Source organism: Flavobacterium bizetiae (assembly GCF_902804475.1).
Lineage (GTDB): Bacteria > Bacteroidota > Bacteroidia > Flavobacteriales > Flavobacteriaceae > Flavobacterium > Flavobacterium bizetiae.
In genome coordinates this window covers 19,754-34,376 of the sequence record NZ_CADCSU010000102.1, presented here as the reverse complement: position 1 = coordinate 34,376, position 14,623 = coordinate 19,754, and the positions used below count along the sequence as shown (strand labels likewise).

The window sequence follows — 14,623 nt, the reverse complement described above, 5'->3', positions numbered from 1 at the left end:
TAATAATACTTGTTAAAGTGTTATTAATTTCTACTTTTGTATTGTTTTTATTAATTCTAAATAAGAACAAGTATTAACCAAATATAAAATCAATGAACCATTTTAGTATAAGAACATCAAAGTTTTTATTTATTATTAGCTTTTTATTTACTGTATGTTCGGCTGTTGCACAACAAAGACATGGAAAAATTAAAGGAAAAATTACGACTTCTGATGGAAAGCCTGCATCTGAAGTAAATATCATTTTAAAAAATTCAAAATATGATACCAGTACTAATGAAGATGGAAATTTTGAACTTAGCAGGATACGCAGTAATTCCTATACTCTGCAAATATCTTTAACAGGATACGAAACTGTAGATCAGGAAGTTGTAGTTGCGGATAATGAAACAACAACTGTGAATGTACAATTAAAAGTTTCAAACAAAGAATTACAAGAGGTTGTAATTAATAACAGAAAAAGTCTTCTTTCTAAGAAAACGCAGTACGTTGCGCGTATGCCTCTTAAAAATATAGAAAATCCACAGGTTTATAATGTGATCCACAAAGAGTTACTTCAGGAGCAAATTGTAATTGATCCTGCAGGTGCTGTTAGAAATGCGCCCGGAGTTGTGCCGCTTAATTATCCTTCGGGTGGATTTGCCGTTATATTTAGAGGTTTTACCGTAGGGATTAATTCCAGAAACGGAATGGAAACACTGTCAGGAAGATCAAGTATTGGTATTGCAAATGTGGAACGAATAGAGGTATTAAAAGGACCGTCGGGAACTTTATTTGGTTCATCTGCTTCTTCGTTTGGTGGTGTTGTCAATCTGGTTACCAAAAAACCTTTTGAGGCCTCTGCTACTGAAATTTCGTATACGGCAGGAAGTTTTGGCGTAAACCGACTTACTGTAGATATTAATACGCCATTAACGAAAGATAAGAATGTGCTATTTAGATTGAATGCCGCGGTTAATAACGAAAAAAGCTTTTTAGATTATGGTTTTAATAAAACACTTTCTTTTACGCCGAGTATTATTTTTAAAGCAAGCGAAAAACTTACTTTCAGCGTTGATGCAGAGTTGTTTAAAGTTAACAATACAAGGCCGTTATATCCAACTGTTACGGCTGCATCAGGCATAACAAATCCGGGCGATATACAATTAAATTATAAAAAATCGCTGATTCATGATGATGCCGATGCAAAATCGTCTTCGTCTAAAGCATTTGTTCAGGCGGAATATGAAATATCTGATCGCTGGAAATCGACTACTTTATTTTCTTATGTAAACGAAGACTTAGATTATAGTTATCAGGTTTTACCAACCTGGACTTCACCTACAACTGCTACTATACGTGCAACGCTTTTTGGACCAATTTCAAGCAATTACACCAATATTCAACAAAATTTTAATGGTGAATTTTCGACAGGAATTTTAAAACATAAAATCCTTATGGGGGCTAACTATAGATATTATACCGATACATTTTCGTCTACACCAACTCCTGCGACTCCGTTTAGAACAATTGATGTAACCACTAATTTTAATCCGGTTAGGAAAAGCGAAATTGATAAAGTATTGCTGGCGCCAGTGGTAAGAGCCGGACGTGACGAATATACTTTTAGCGGATATGCTTCTTATGTATTAGGCGTTGCTGACCGATTATATGCCATGGCGAGTTTACGATTGGATAATTTTGATCGAAAAGAAAGCGGCACTGTACCGGGGTATAGTCAAAACTCGCTATCGCCAAAATTAGGAATAGTCTATCAGATTGTTAAAGATCAGGTTTCGATATTTGGAAATTACATGAACGGATTTCAGAATTTAGCTCCCGTTACACAACCTGGTGGCGAGCAGCTCGTATTAGATCCTTTATATGCAAATCAATATGAAGGAGGTATAAAGGCAGAATTATTCAATAAAAAATTAAGCGCAACAATAAGTTATTATAAAATTACAAACGATAACGCGGTAATACGACAAACTGATTTGACTTACCAGCAAGACGGAAAACAAGTAAGTAAAGGAGTTGAATTTGAATTTTTAGCTAATCCGTTTCCTGGTTTAGATATTACAGCGGGATATGCTTATAATGATAATCGTATCGTAAAAACAAGTGAAGCGAATAAAGCTATCGAAGGCAACAAAGCACAAGATGCTCCTGAAGATGTGGTAAACTTTTGGGCTTCGTATAAATTTCAAAACGTTTTAAAAGGTCTTGGCATTGGTGTTGGAGCCAATTATGTTGACAAAAGTTATATGGCAACTACGAATACCTTTTATATTTCATCGTATACTATTTATAATCAAACAATATTCTACGAACAATCAAACTGGAGAGTAGGAGTTAAGATAAACAATCTTTCTAACAAAAAATACTGGAGTTCATGGGGAGCGCCTCAGCCTCCGGCAAATTTCTTAGTGAATTTAACATTCAAATTTTAGAAGAATAACGTATTATTTTGTTTTTTTATTTGAGGGTTTCTGGCGATCTTTTTCGTCAGGAACCTTTTTTTATGAATCAATTCTAAAACTTAGGAAAAAATAATTAACGCAGAGAACACGAAGGTTTTTTATTTTTCTCTTTTATAAAAAAACACAAAATTCGCGGTCCCGATAGCTATCAGGATTGTATTGATTTAGCTTTGCGAACTTTGCGTTTTTATAAGCAAGCTGATACAAAATCTTTGCGTGCTTTGCGGTAAAATATAAATAGTAAGTGTTTACAATATGTATTGTAGATACTCTTTAATTAATGATATTTTGCATCCATAAAAAAAATCCCTCAAGATTTGAAATTGAGAGATTTTGTTTTATTAATTATTCTAATGTAAAGCAACCAAACTATTTAGTTACTTTTTTGAATCTCATCATTGGGATATCCTTCATAATCAGGTTCAGTTTTCCATCTTTATCAATAGAATAACTATCAATATTTTTAATTGTTTTTGTAAAAACCTGTTCTCCGCCACCTTCACAATACATTAAAGTAGCCGGACCTTGTTCTCCAAAAGTAAGTGATTTTCCTTTTAAAGTAAATGGAGCGCTATAACCGTTACAACCTGCATTTCCTGAAACTTGTTTAGTAGCTTCATCAAATTTAATAAACGGTTTTTTATCAGGAAATAAGCCTTCAAAAGCAATACGCGGACCAGAAATGTACTCCAGTTCCCACGTTGTATTATAAAGATCGGCAGTTTTTGAAGTGTCTTTCATTGTTGTACAAGAATTAAAAGATAATGCTAAAATAGCGACGAATACCAATACGTAATTTTTCATAAAATAAGATTTTAAAACATAAATTTAAAGATTTTAATCAAAATTTGGGCCATAAATCTGACTTATTTTTAGTTTTTAATTTGATGATGATCGAAAACAAAGCAAATATCACGTTAGATTATTAAGCCCTAATAGGTTATTGCGATATCGATTTGCTCGTACACATAGATAAATAAAAATTTAATTCCTCAACAAATGTAAATGCTTTTGCATTTTCTATAGCTGAATTTTGTCTCATCATTAAAAATAAAAAAGATGAAAACATTATTTACCACCGTAGCACTTTTTGCAATTACATTATCTATTTCTGCACAACAAATTATTCATAAAAAAGTGTTTAGCAAAAAGATGAATAAAGAGATCGAAACGGTTATCATTAGTCCAAAATTGATAAAAGGACAAATCTATAAAACCATTTATATTCTGCACGGCTATAGCGGAAATCCGGATAGAACGTACCAACAGGATATTCCGGATCTTACCGGAAAAGCCCAAAAATACAACACGATTTATGTGCTGGCCAATGGTAATTTTAATAGTTGGTATGTTGATAGTCCTGTAGATAAAACATCACAATATCAAACCTTTATAGGGAAAGAATTAGTCGAATATATAGATGCCAATTACCCCACAATAAGGGATCGAAAGTTTAGAGGAATTCTAGGTTGGAGTATGGGTGGATACGGCGCGTTGAATATTGGTGTGTTTTATACCAATACATTTTCTATTGTTGGAAGTTCCTGCGGCGCATTAGATTTTAATCGATTTGGCGAAAACTTCCATAATTATCAGGTAGATAAAATTTTAGGAGATTTTAAAGATTTACCGAAGCAATATTTCACTTTTGATAAAACAAACGAAATGAAATTAGCCAATCAATTCTATATTTTAGATTGTGGTACAGAAGACGATCAAATGATCGATATGAATAGAGATTTTCATCAGCTTTTAACTAATCAAAAAATACAACATCTTTATACAGAATCTCCTGGAGGACATGATCCAAAATATTGGAACAAATCATTATCAAATCAATTGGCTTTGTTTGAGGCTTATTTTAATGGTGAAAAATAATAGAACTGTAATTTTAAAATAGTAAAAGCCTGTTCATTATGTGAATAGGCTTTTGCCGTTTTGCTAAAAAGAAAAACTAGTTATAACATTTGATTCTGCTACATCTAAAATAATCTTTAGTAAATTTGTTCCTGTTATCTTTCAGAATACCACTTAAAAAAACAACTATTGAAAAAGAAACTGAATATAGAAATTCACACCAAAGAACTGGACAACTTAGGTATTCAGGTGAAAGAAATAGTAGCTAATAATGTAGATTTTAGCGGGCATTTAACGAAAGCACACCGAGACGATCATTATGTTTTTTATATTCAGGAAAAAGGATTGATAGAACTTATGATTGATTTTAAAAACCATCAGATAAAGGATCAGGCGTTATTTTTTATTGCTCCAGGTCAGGTACATTATTATACCAAACAAATGGATTCTAAAGGATATTTTATTTTTTTAAACCCATCTTACCTGCAAAACACATATCGAAGGATTTTTGATACGCATCAAAATGTTTCTCAGGTTGTACCCATCCAGAATACTGTTTTATTTAATACTGTAGAATTGATATTTCAGCAGGTAAGTGAAGCCGTTAGTGATATTCAAAAAAACATCATTCGTTCGCTTGTCGATAGTTTGATGGGAATGGCAGTTTTGGAGTTTTCTAAAAATGAAAATCCTAAAAACGGGATTGATAGAAAAACAGAATTGACTTTTCAGTTTAGACAATTGGTACAGAAACATTTCTTAGAATTAAAAAGACCTAAAGATTACGCTGCTTTATTACATATTTCGGTACCTTATCTGAACGAAATGGTCAAGGAACAAACCGGATGTGCCTCAAGTTATTGGATACAGCATGAAATTTTACTGGAAGCGAAACGATTGCTTTTTTACACACAATTAAATACTAAAGAAATTGCTTTTTCATTGCAATATGAAGATCATACTTATTTCTCCAGATTTTTTAAAAAGAATGAAGGTATTACGCCTTTAGAATTTAGAAAGAATTACTGCGATTTGTCCAATCAAAACTCTTAGTTAGCCATTTCTGTTTCTTTATAAAGCCCATTCCTTTGTACTCGTAATTTTTAAACAAAAAAACATGAGTAGAATTTTAGAAAAGGGACAAACAATTGACTTTTATAAAGCCACAATTCCAATCATTTTATCGGTATTTGCTATTTACCTCACGATAGGTTTAACATTAGGAATCGTGCCGGGTTTTGTACAAAACGATTTAAAGTTTAATAGTTTAATTGTTGGTTTTGTAATTGGTTTACAACCGCTAACCACTCTTTTAACACGGGCTTATTTTGGGAAAATCACCGATACCAAAGGAGCTAAAAGGTCTAAACTTGGCGGGATAATTTTGGTAATGGTTGCAGGGATAATTTATGTATTTGCAGCTTCATTTGCGTCCTATCCTTTGGTATCATTATTACTTCTTTTACTGGCAAGAATCGTTCACGGTATTGCAGAAAGTTTGTTGGTGATTGGTGCTTTAACCTGGGGAATTGGTTTAGTGGGACATGAAAAATCAGGAAAAGTAATGACCTGGAACGGAATCGCAATGTATGGCGGAATTGCCGTAGGAGCTCCTTTAAGCATTTGGATAGCTAAAGATTTTGGTATTGTGTACGCCTTAGGCATGATTGTAATTTTACCTCTTGCAAGCTGGATTTCGACCAAAAAACTACCAGCGATACCAGTTGACAAAGAGCATATCAGAACACCATTTTATAAAGTAGTAGGAACGATTGCGAAACAGGGATTAACACTGGCTTTTTCTTCTATGGCTTTTGGTTGTATTGCTTCTTTTATCGCTTTGTTTTTTACTGAAAAAAACTGGGGAGATGCTTCTTTGGCCTTTATGATTTTCGGATTATCTTATATTCTTACCAGAGTCTTTTTTGCTTCTTATCCTGATAAATACGGAGGGTATAAAGTAGCTGTAGTTTCTTTGATCATTGAAGTTATCGGGCAATTTCTTATTTATACTTCTTTTACCAAAGAAATGGCTCTGATAGGTTGTGCCTTAACCGGTATTGGTTTTTCGCTTGTTTTTCCTTCTTTGGGAGTATTGGCAATCAAAAAAGTAAAACCTCAAATGCGAGGAACTACTTTAGGAGCATATGCTGCATTTTTTGATCTTTCATTGGGATTAGCTGGGCCGTTGGCAGGATTAATTGCGGGTTGGTTTAGTTATCAGGATATCTATTTGTTTGGGAGTATTAGCTGTTTATTGGCTTTGGGAACTATGTTATTTAAACGAGATTAATGGAAATGATTATGGAAAATTATCAAAAAAAGTTATTCGATCTGCATTTACGGTAAAGCATAAGTCTTTTATAACACCACATTATATTCGTGTAGTTTTTGAGGTTACCAACGAGCAATTAGATTTGATTGCGAATGTGAAGCCCGGATCTAACAACAAAATATATATTCCGCCCAAAGGGATGAATGTTATTTATTTTACGAATAAAGAAAGCGTTGTCTTATCTGAGCTTTTGCCTGTAATGAGAACTTACACAACCAGAAGAATCGATTTTGAAAAAAAAGAATTAAGTATTGATTTTGTAGCTCATGGTGATAATGGTCCTGCTTCTGGTTGGGCTCAAAATGCTGAAGTAGGGGATATTTTGGGTATTGCTATGAAAGAAAGTGTAAGAGATTTGGTCCCTCAGGCTGATGAGTATCTTTTAGTAGGTGATGCGACCGCACTTCCGGTAATTGGAAGTATTTTAGAACAACTTCCGAAAGGAGTAAATGTAAAAGCAGTACTCGAAGTATACGGAAAAAAGGATAGAATTGATTTCATTTCTCAGGCCAATGTAAGTATAGATTGGGTATATAATAAGCATCCCGAAAAAGGAAGTGAGCTTGCACAATTTGTAAAGAGCATCCTGCTTCCTGGCATAAAAACGAAAAGATTTGCATTTATTGCAGCAGAATACAATACCGTCAAAGTAGTAAGAAATTATTTTAAAGTAGAAAAAGGATGGGACAGAAGTGAATATAATGCTTCATCATATTGGAAATCAGGAAAAACTGAAAGTGAATCTACAGCAGAACGTAGGGAGGAAAAAATGGATTAAACTTTATTTTGAAGTAAATAAAATATCGAAACAGGCGAAAGAAAACTTTTTCACTTGCCTGTTTTTATTCTAATGTATTATAAGCAAAATAATAAGTTTATTTATCTTTATAAAATAATTTTATAATCATGACGATACAACAATTAAAATATATTGTAGCATTAGATGAAGAGCGCCATTTTGCCAGAGCTGCCGAAGTTTGTATGGTTACACAACCAGGACTTACGATTCAGTTGAAAAATCTGGAAGAAGAAATAGGCATTAAAATCTTCGATCGGAATAAAGTGCCGTTAACACCTACTACACTTGGAATTGAGATTATAAATAAAGCAAAGAAAATACTTCGTGAAGCCGATGAAATTCGGGATTTTGTGGTAAACGAAAAAAACTTGCTTGAAGGCGAAGTTAGGGTAGGAGTAATTTCGACTTTATCACCTTATTTGATTCCGTTGTTTATAAAGGCAATGAAAGAAGCGACTCCCAAAGTTCATTTTATTATCAGAGAAGCCAATACGGGACAATTGATGAAAGAATTAGAAACGGGTTCGCTAGACGTAGTTTTGATGGCGACACCTACCGGAAATCCTAATTTAATAGAACATCCTATTTTTAAAGAACCTTTTGTAGCGTATCTAAACGAACATCATCCTATGGCGAATAATGAGTTTTACGAACTTCAGCCGGGAGATAAAACCGAATTATTATTGCTTCACAGCGAGTTTTGCTACAACGCACAATTATTAGATATCTGCGGAATCAAATCTCCGGGAAAATTAAAAGAACAATTCACGTATGATATTAGTTCGATAGAAACCTTAAAAAATCTGGTACGTGCGCAATTAGGATTTGCCATTATACCGGAACTTTCAATTTTGAACGAAAACAATTCAGGACTTTTTAAACCTTTTAAAGAACCAAAACCCGTAAGAGAAATCAGTTTGGTAGTTTCGGATTCCTTTTCGAAAAAACTATTGCTCGAAAAAATGAATGAAGCGATCTGGAATTGCCTTCCTGATTCTTTAAAGAAAGATTTCGCCTTTCGTAAAATACGCTGGAATGATTCACCTTATTTTGCTAAATCGGTTAGTGATTACATAAAGTTAAATTCCCAATAAATAAATTCCAAATTCCAATCTAGGGAAATTAAATTCCAAAATAAAAAATCCAAATTCCAACTTTAACGAAGTCAATTGGAATTTGGAATTTTAAAAAATTGGAATTTATTTTAAATTTATTTTTTCAAAGAAGCAGCAATTATAACTTTAGCAACAGCTTCTGGTTGTGACATAAATACTACGTGGCTTCCTTTTATTTCAGTTACTTTTGTGTTAGAACGTTTGTACATTGCGCGTTCGATTTCCGGAGCAATACTTTTATCTTCAGTTGCAACGATTCCGTAAGCAGGTTTGTCTCTCCATGCTGCTTTAGTGATCGGAGTTCCAAATCCTTTCGCGTAGAATGCACCTTGAGATGCGTACATAAATTCAGCATCTTCTTTGCTGATATCAGCAGCAAAACCAGCGTGAAATTTAGCTTTATCATAATACACAATTCCTTTATTGTCAGGACTTAATACACCATTTTCAGGAGCTGGAGGAGCAGTCATTAACCATTGTACAGTTGTTTCGCCGTTATCAGGCTGAAAAGCTGCTACGTAAACCAATGCCGCAACCTTTGGATGATTTCCTGCCTGAGTAATAACGCTTCCTCCCCATGAATGTCCTACCAAAACAGTTGGCCCGTCTTGTCTGTCTAAAACTACATTTGTTGCAGCAACATCATCTTCAAGAGAGCTTAAAGGGTTTTGAACAATAGTAACGTTATATCCTTTTTTAGTTAATACCTGATATAAAGCTTTCCAGCCAGAACCATCAGCAAAGGCACCATGTACCAATACTACATTTTTAATAGGCGCTGTGGTTGTTTTTGTTTGTGCGTGTGAATTTGCTGTCGCGAATAACAAACTAAAAATAAGTGCTGCGAACATGAAATAACGATTCAATTGTTCTTTTAAAGTGATTGTTTTCATTTTGTAAATTTTAAATTGTTGTGTTGTAAAATATTTTGTTGTTGTGTTGTTTGTAGTAAGCCTGAGCGAAGTCAAAGCCCCACTCAGACCAACATTTAGTAGTTATGCTAATGTTACTGATAAAGTAATTTCAGTATTTAATAATTTTGAGATAGGACAAATTTCTTTTGCTTTTTGTGCCGCTTTCTGAAAATCTTCTTCAGTAATTCCTGGAACTTTTCCGTTAAGGATTAACTGAATCAAAGTAATGGTTCCGTCTTCAAAAGTTACTTTAGCTTCGGTGTTTAAATCTTCAGGCACAAATCCTGCTTCAGAAAGTAAAAAGCTTAGTTGCATAGTAAAACAGCCAGAATGTGCTGCTGCGATTAATTCTTCAGGATTGGTTCCTACACCTTCTTCAAAACGGGTTTTAAAAGATAATTGTGCATTGTCCAGTGTAGTGCTTTGAGTACTGATTGTACCTTTTCCTTCCATTCCTGTACCTTTCCAGTTTGCGTTTGCTCTTCTTGTAAATTTCATGATCTTAATTTTTAAGTTATTTATTTTGTGATTCAAATCGTTTGTTTGATTTTGATGAGACAAATTTATGGCGGTAGTTATTATTAATCAAATTAATAATTTTTAGTGTTTATAAATTTAATTTATAATAAAGAAAGGTTAAATTTATAATGAGCTGGATTTCCTTGGGTTTATGGAATATTATTACTCTCTTGGAGCGTTAAAGCAGAATAAAAAAAAGGACATTAAATATTTAAATGTTGTTACACTTAAGTATTCAATGTCCGTTAAAATTAAATAAATATCAAATCTGTCTACAAGAGTAGAGGATGCTGTATAAAGAATAGTTTGATCTAAATTACAAACTTGCTGTATTTAATAATGAAAGATCTTCTGTATCCAGTTGTATTGTAGTTGCGTTTATTAACTCCTTTAGCTGCTCCGGATTTGTTGCACTAACTATAGGCGCTGAAATTTCAGGTTGGTGCATGATCCACGCCAAGGCAATTGTTCCCGGAACAGCATGATGTTTTGAAGCTACAATATCTAGTGCTTTAAGAATTCTAAATCCTTTTTCGTTTAAATATTTCTCTACGAATGCACCTCTTTTACTGTCTTTTAGATCGCTTTGATCACGATACTTGCCAGATAAAAAGCCGCTTGCAAGGGAAAAATAACTAATAACACTTAAATTATTCTTTACGGTAATGGCCTTTATATTATCTTCAAAATCATGACGATCGTATAAATTATATTCCGGTTGAAAGGTTTGATAAGCAGGAAGATTATTGTTCTTGCTGATGGTAAGAGATTCTTCTAAACGTTCAGGAGTAAAGTTTGAAGCACCAATTATTCTCACTTTTCCTGCTTTGACAAGACTGTCATAAGCCTCTAAAGTTTCTTCGATAGGCGTATTAAGATCATCATAATGGGATTGGTATAAATCAATGTAATCGGTTTGAAGTCGTTTTAATGAATCTTCGGCTGCCTGAATAATGTATTTTTTACTCAATCCTTTTTTAGTATCAGAGAATTCGGCACCTACTTTTGTAGCCAGCATAATTTTATCTCTTTTACCGGATTCTTTTAGCCATTTTCCAATAGCCAATTCAGATTCTCCACCTTCGTGACCTTCTACCCATTTTGAGTAAACATCTGCAGTATCTAAGGCATTAAATCCTGCATCAGTAAATTGATCCAGTAAATTAGAAGTCATTTTTTGGTCTGTAGTCCAGCCGAATACATTTGTTCCAAAAACTAGCGGCGCAATTTCGATCGTAGAATTACCTAATGTTTTATTTTGTATCATAATTTTAAAATTTTTATCAAATGTAATTATTTAATGAACTTTTGTGTTTGATAATAGTATAAAATGTAATTTTGTTCATTATATATGAACTTATGAATCAATCGGTAAAAAAAACATTTCAAATTTTAGAGTACATTGCTTCAAGCGGTAATTTCGTCAGACTTAATGATGTTGCCAAGGCTTTGGATTTAAAGAAAAATTCTGTTCATAGTTTTTTAGACAGTTTAAAACAGCTAGGTTATTTAGAACAAGATGACGTAAGCCCGAGATACCGGATAACGTCAAAACTGGAATGCTTGTACGCTCCTTTATTATCTGTTAATGAACTCAAAAGTGAGTTACGGCCAATTTTAGAAAAAATAACAAGTCTTACCAATGAATCCTCATATCTCGCGGTACAAATGGGATCTTATTACAGACACGAACTTAAATGTGAACCAAACAGGGCGGTAAAAATTACGCTTAATACAGGTAAAGAGTATGAAATGACAACTACGGCTATAGGGAAATCATTTCTTGCTTTTTCGACACATTTGCAAAGCAATTTAAGTAAACAATATAATACGGAAGAAGTCGCTACAATTGAAACCGAAATTAAAACAATACTAAAAGTGGGTTATGCCCTGGATGTTCAGGCGTATGATCCTGATTTAAATTGTGTAGCGATGCCTATATTTTTCAAAAATAAACCAATAGCGGTACTTTGTGTTTCCGGCCCTTCGTTTAGATTTAAAGAACCACAATTTATAGAATCTTTACGGGTAATGGAATTCCTGATTAAGGAACATGGCAAATACAGCAGTAAACTGAATATTAGCTAAAAACAGAACACTATAAATTTCTGTTTTATTTCTGATCAATAATAACTACTTTTTCAAAACGCCCGTGATGACTTATCGAAACGTCTTTTAAGATATGTAATGGAGGCTGAGACAAAAAAGGAATTCCGTTTTGATCTTTAATAATGTTTTTTTTCTCTATCTCAATTACATTATTCAAATGATCTTTGCTGGTTACAGCGATGGTATGTAAACTATCTTTTGAGAAAATAGTTTTTGTATAATAAACATTCTCCAGAATAACTTGTCCTGTAGCGTACTGATCATTTTTTGAGATAATAGTGCACTCGAGCTTTTGAGGGATGTACGCTCTTATTTTCGTTTGTCGATTATAGATTTTATAGGCTGCTTCTTTCATGCTCCAAAGCAGCCATAACATGGTTTCAGGATCTGACGTTTGCGAGATCAATAATTGTTCAGATGGAGTAAAGAGTTTTTCGATATAGCCTTTTCGCCGCCAATTACTTTCATGGCGGGATTGCAGGATATCTATAACGTCGTTACCAATCATTTTGCAGCAAGTTTGTCAGATATAATTTCTACCGCGGTTTTAACGTCAAGCATTCGCTCCATATCAGCATTGTCAATTACCACGTCAAATGCTTCTTCAATATCCAAAACAATATCTACCAAATTAGCCGAATTAATACTCAAATCATTAATAAAATCGGTTTCCTCGGTAAGATTGTCATAAGCTTCAGTATTTGTGGTGTAAGGCTTTATGATCACTTTTAATTTTGCTATAAGTTCTTCTTTGTTCATATTAGTTTTCGAATTTTTTAAAGATTATACAGGCATTTACATCACCAAAACCAAAACTTGCTTTGGCGATTATAGTAAGATTTTTATGAATTATTTTTAAAGGTACTTTTGACGCATCAATAAGTTCAGTAATTTCCGGATGAAGATCGTCGCAATTGAGATTTCCAAATAAAAAACCTTCATGAAGCTGCAGTACAGTAGCAACACTTTCGACACTCCCAGCGGCACTAAGGCAATGTCCGGTCATACTTTTCAGGGAATTAATATAAGGAAAATTAGTTCCTTTTCGATCTAAAGCTTTAGTCCAGTTTTCAATCTCCAGACTGTCTTTTGTCGTTGCGGTAAGATGTCCGTTTATGGCGTCAATATCAGTTGTGGCAATTCCGGAGTTTTTTATGGCATCCGTTATGCATTTTTGCACAGCGGTACTATTAGGAGCAGTCATACTGCCATTCTTGCGTTGTCCGCCGGAGTTGACATTTCCGCCTAATATTTCGGCATAAATAGTGGCACCACGATTTAAGGCACTTTCTAACTCTTCGATTACTAAAGCACCGGCACCGCTTCCGGGAACAAATCCTGCTGCGCTGGCACTCATAGGCCTTGAGCCTTGTTCGGGAGTATCATTATATTTAGAACTACAAACCCGAAGCGCATCAAAACCTGCCCAGATATAAGGGCCGCTATCTCCTGTACTTCCTGCTAATATGCGTTTTGCGTGTCCTGCTTGTATGCGGTCGTAAGCCATCATTATTGCTTCGGTTCCTGTAGCGCATGCGGATGAATTTGTGGTAACCTGATTGCCTAAACCCAGTTTTCCACCAAGATAGGCGCTAATTCCGCTATTCATGGTTTGCGCGACAACAGTACTGCCCAGTCGCCGAACTTGCAATTCGTCTATTTTATAAATGCTTTCGCGAAATTTATCGATGCCTGATGTTCCGGATCCAAAAATGGTTCCACTGTCCCAATCCGGTTCTTCGTTTATTTCTATTGATAATCCGGCATTTTTCCAAGCTTCGATTCCGGCAATAACACCGTATAAAATTCCTGTACTATTAAAACCACGAAGTTCTAATTCTGTAAAATACTCCGATTTTAATTCTTCCGAAATTTGTGGCTGACCAGCAATCTGACAAGAAAATTGTAATTCCCGTAATTGTACATCATGCCTGATGCCTGATATTCCGTTTTTTAAGGAATGAGTAAACGCAGGAATTCCGACCCCGTTTGGAGCCGCTACACCTAAACCTGTTATTACAACTCTTTTGCTCATAATTTTGTAGTAATCATACCAGCCAAAACGCCTTTGCAGACTTCTTGTCCAGCTTCGTTTTTCATAATTACATCACATTTTAGTTTGCCAAACCTAAAAAATGATTTCTGAGAAGTTACGGTTACTTTTTCATTAGGATAAACAGGTTTTAAAAACTGCATATCTGCTGATGTAAAGGCTATTACAGTGTTTTTGTTAAAGTCATTTCCCAATAAATAAATTCCGAGGCAAACCATACCAATCTGTGCCATTGTCTCGGTTAAAATAACACCGGGTGTTACGGGATTGTCTTTAAAATGTCCTTTATAAAAATCCAGATCTTCATTAAAAGTATAAGTTCCGCTGACGCTATTTTCATCTACGTACAGTAATTCATCCACAAATAAAAAAGGTTTGCTGTACGGTAACTGCGCTAAAATATTTTCTAAAGTCATAATTTTTTTTCGTTTAAGAAGTTGCTGTTTGATTGGACGCGGAT

General features: G+C 34.2%; 15 protein-coding genes. 7 read left to right on the top strand and 8 right to left on the bottom strand.

Annotation, left to right across the window (positions count from 1 at the left end):
* The first annotated feature begins 92 nt into the window (after nt 1-92).
* Nucleotides 93-2,432, top strand: coding sequence for a TonB-dependent receptor (locus tag FLACOL7796_RS13565; protein ID WP_173971305.1), 2,340 nt, complete (start codon nt 93-95; stop codon nt 2,430-2,432).
* Between the two features lie 399 nt (nt 2,433-2,831).
* Here the strand turns inward: FLACOL7796_RS13565 and FLACOL7796_RS13560 are convergent, their stop codons facing one another.
* Entirely contained in the window at nt 2,832-3,266 is a 435-nt protein-coding gene (locus tag FLACOL7796_RS13560; protein ID WP_173971304.1) for an META domain-containing protein, read from the bottom strand.
* A 255-nt stretch (nt 3,267-3,521) separates the two neighbouring features.
* On the opposite strand from FLACOL7796_RS13560, the gene FLACOL7796_RS13555 reads away from it, so the two are divergent.
* The 5 genes from FLACOL7796_RS13555 to FLACOL7796_RS13535 all read left to right on the top strand — a co-directional run bounded on the left by FLACOL7796_RS13555 (nt 3,522) and on the right by FLACOL7796_RS13535 (nt 8,547).
* Nucleotides 3,522-4,340 (top strand): alpha/beta hydrolase, encoded by an 819-nt coding sequence (locus tag FLACOL7796_RS13555; RefSeq protein WP_173971303.1) that lies wholly within the window; start codon nt 3,522-3,524, stop codon nt 4,338-4,340.
* A 168-nt stretch (nt 4,341-4,508) separates the two neighbouring features.
* Nucleotides 4,509-5,372, top strand: coding sequence for an AraC family transcriptional regulator (locus FLACOL7796_RS13550; RefSeq protein ID WP_173971302.1), 864 nt, complete (start codon nt 4,509-4,511; stop codon nt 5,370-5,372).
* A 64-nt stretch (nt 5,373-5,436) separates the two neighbouring features.
* Nucleotides 5,437-6,612 (top strand): MFS transporter, encoded by a 1,176-nt coding sequence (locus FLACOL7796_RS13545; protein ID WP_173971301.1) that lies wholly within the window; start codon nt 5,437-5,439, stop codon nt 6,610-6,612.
* Complete coding sequence (locus tag FLACOL7796_RS13540; protein WP_232067376.1) at nt 6,557-7,432, top strand: siderophore-interacting protein; 876 nt, start codon at nt 6,557-6,559, stop codon at nt 7,430-7,432. The genes FLACOL7796_RS13545 and FLACOL7796_RS13540 overlap by 56 nt, the downstream gene beginning before the upstream one ends.
* Nucleotides 7,433-7,560: 128 nt before the next feature.
* Nucleotides 7,561-8,547 (top strand): hydrogen peroxide-inducible genes activator, encoded by a 987-nt coding sequence (locus FLACOL7796_RS13535; RefSeq protein ID WP_173971300.1) that lies wholly within the window; start codon nt 7,561-7,563, stop codon nt 8,545-8,547.
* 116 nt (nt 8,548-8,663) lie between these two features.
* On the opposite strand, the gene FLACOL7796_RS13530 is transcribed toward FLACOL7796_RS13535, so the two are convergent.
* The 3 genes from FLACOL7796_RS13530 to FLACOL7796_RS13520 all read right to left on the bottom strand — a co-directional run bounded on the left by FLACOL7796_RS13530 (nt 8,664) and on the right by FLACOL7796_RS13520 (nt 11,268).
* The gene (locus tag FLACOL7796_RS13530; protein WP_232067375.1) at nt 8,664-9,461 is read right to left on the bottom strand and encodes an alpha/beta hydrolase; all 798 of its coding nucleotides are present in this window, start codon (nt 9,459-9,461) and stop codon (nt 8,664-8,666) included.
* A 102-nt stretch (nt 9,462-9,563) separates the two neighbouring features.
* On the bottom strand, nt 9,564-9,980 hold the full coding sequence (locus FLACOL7796_RS13525) for an OsmC family protein (protein ID WP_173971299.1): 417 nt from the start codon (nt 9,978-9,980) through the stop codon (nt 9,564-9,566).
* A 337-nt stretch (nt 9,981-10,317) separates the two neighbouring features.
* Complete coding sequence (locus tag FLACOL7796_RS13520) at nt 10,318-11,268, bottom strand: aldo/keto reductase (protein ID WP_317168347.1); 951 nt, start codon at nt 11,266-11,268, stop codon at nt 10,318-10,320.
* 92 nt (nt 11,269-11,360) lie between these two features.
* Here FLACOL7796_RS13520 and FLACOL7796_RS13515 point away from each other — a divergent pair, with 92 nt between their 5' ends.
* Nucleotides 11,361-12,089 (top strand): IclR family transcriptional regulator, encoded by a 729-nt coding sequence (locus FLACOL7796_RS13515; protein WP_173971298.1) that lies wholly within the window; start codon nt 11,361-11,363, stop codon nt 12,087-12,089.
* A gap of 25 nt (nt 12,090-12,114) precedes the next feature.
* Here the strand turns inward: FLACOL7796_RS13515 and FLACOL7796_RS13510 are convergent, their stop codons facing one another.
* The 4 genes from FLACOL7796_RS13510 to FLACOL7796_RS13495 are packed head-to-tail and all read right to left on the bottom strand — an operon-like array spanning nt 12,115 to nt 14,579.
* Nucleotides 12,115-12,618, bottom strand: coding sequence for a 4'-phosphopantetheinyl transferase family protein (locus FLACOL7796_RS13510; RefSeq protein WP_173971297.1), 504 nt, complete (start codon nt 12,616-12,618; stop codon nt 12,115-12,117).
* The gene (locus tag FLACOL7796_RS13505) at nt 12,615-12,869 is read right to left on the bottom strand and encodes an acyl carrier protein (protein ID WP_173971296.1); all 255 of its coding nucleotides are present in this window, start codon (nt 12,867-12,869) and stop codon (nt 12,615-12,617) included. Before FLACOL7796_RS13505 ends, FLACOL7796_RS13510 begins: the two co-directional genes overlap by 4 nt.
* A gap of 1 nt (nt 12,870) precedes the next feature.
* Nucleotides 12,871-14,145 carry a beta-ketoacyl-[acyl-carrier-protein] synthase family protein gene (locus tag FLACOL7796_RS13500; RefSeq protein WP_173971295.1) on the bottom strand — a complete coding sequence of 425 codons (1,275 nt, stop codon included), beginning with the start codon at nt 14,143-14,145 and terminating at the stop codon, nt 12,871-12,873.
* Nucleotides 14,142-14,579, bottom strand: a complete 438-nt coding sequence (locus tag FLACOL7796_RS13495) for a 3-hydroxyacyl-ACP dehydratase FabZ family protein (RefSeq protein ID WP_173971294.1) — start codon at nt 14,577-14,579, stop codon at nt 14,142-14,144. The genes FLACOL7796_RS13500 and FLACOL7796_RS13495 overlap by 4 nt, the downstream gene beginning before the upstream one ends.
* Between the last annotated feature and the right edge of the window lie 44 nt (nt 14,580-14,623).

Coding starts and splice junctions, on each gene's coding strand:
- FLACOL7796_RS13535 (WP_173971300.1), top strand. CDS start 7,561: ATGACGATACAACAATTAAAATATATTGTAGCATTAGATGAAGAGCGC.
- FLACOL7796_RS13555 (WP_173971303.1), top strand. CDS start 3,522: ATGAAAACATTATTTACCACCGTAGCACTTTTTGCAATTACATTATCT.
- FLACOL7796_RS13525 (WP_173971299.1), bottom strand. CDS start 9,980: ATGAAATTTACAAGAAGAGCAAACGCAAACTGGAAAGGTACAGGAATG.
- FLACOL7796_RS13495 (WP_173971294.1), bottom strand. CDS start 14,579: ATGACTTTAGAAAATATTTTAGCGCAGTTACCGTACAGCAAACCTTTT.
- FLACOL7796_RS13505 (WP_173971296.1), bottom strand. CDS start 12,869: ATGAACAAAGAAGAACTTATAGCAAAATTAAAAGTGATCATAAAGCCT.
- FLACOL7796_RS13530 (WP_232067375.1), bottom strand. CDS start 9,461: ATGAAAACAATCACTTTAAAAGAACAATTGAATCGTTATTTCATGTTC.
- FLACOL7796_RS13520 (WP_317168347.1), bottom strand. CDS start 11,268: ATGATACAAAATAAAACATTAGGTAATTCTACGATCGAAATTGCGCCG.
- FLACOL7796_RS13500 (WP_173971295.1), bottom strand. CDS start 14,145: ATGAGCAAAAGAGTTGTAATAACAGGTTTAGGTGTAGCGGCTCCAAAC.
- FLACOL7796_RS13515 (WP_173971298.1), top strand. CDS start 11,361: ATGAATCAATCGGTAAAAAAAACATTTCAAATTTTAGAGTACATTGCT.
- FLACOL7796_RS13560 (WP_173971304.1), bottom strand. CDS start 3,266: ATGAAAAATTACGTATTGGTATTCGTCGCTATTTTAGCATTATCTTTT.
- FLACOL7796_RS13510 (WP_173971297.1), bottom strand. CDS start 12,618: ATGATTGGTAACGACGTTATAGATATCCTGCAATCCCGCCATGAAAGT.
- FLACOL7796_RS13565 (WP_173971305.1), top strand. CDS start 93: ATGAACCATTTTAGTATAAGAACATCAAAGTTTTTATTTATTATTAGC.
- FLACOL7796_RS13545 (WP_173971301.1), top strand. CDS start 5,437: ATGAGTAGAATTTTAGAAAAGGGACAAACAATTGACTTTTATAAAGCC.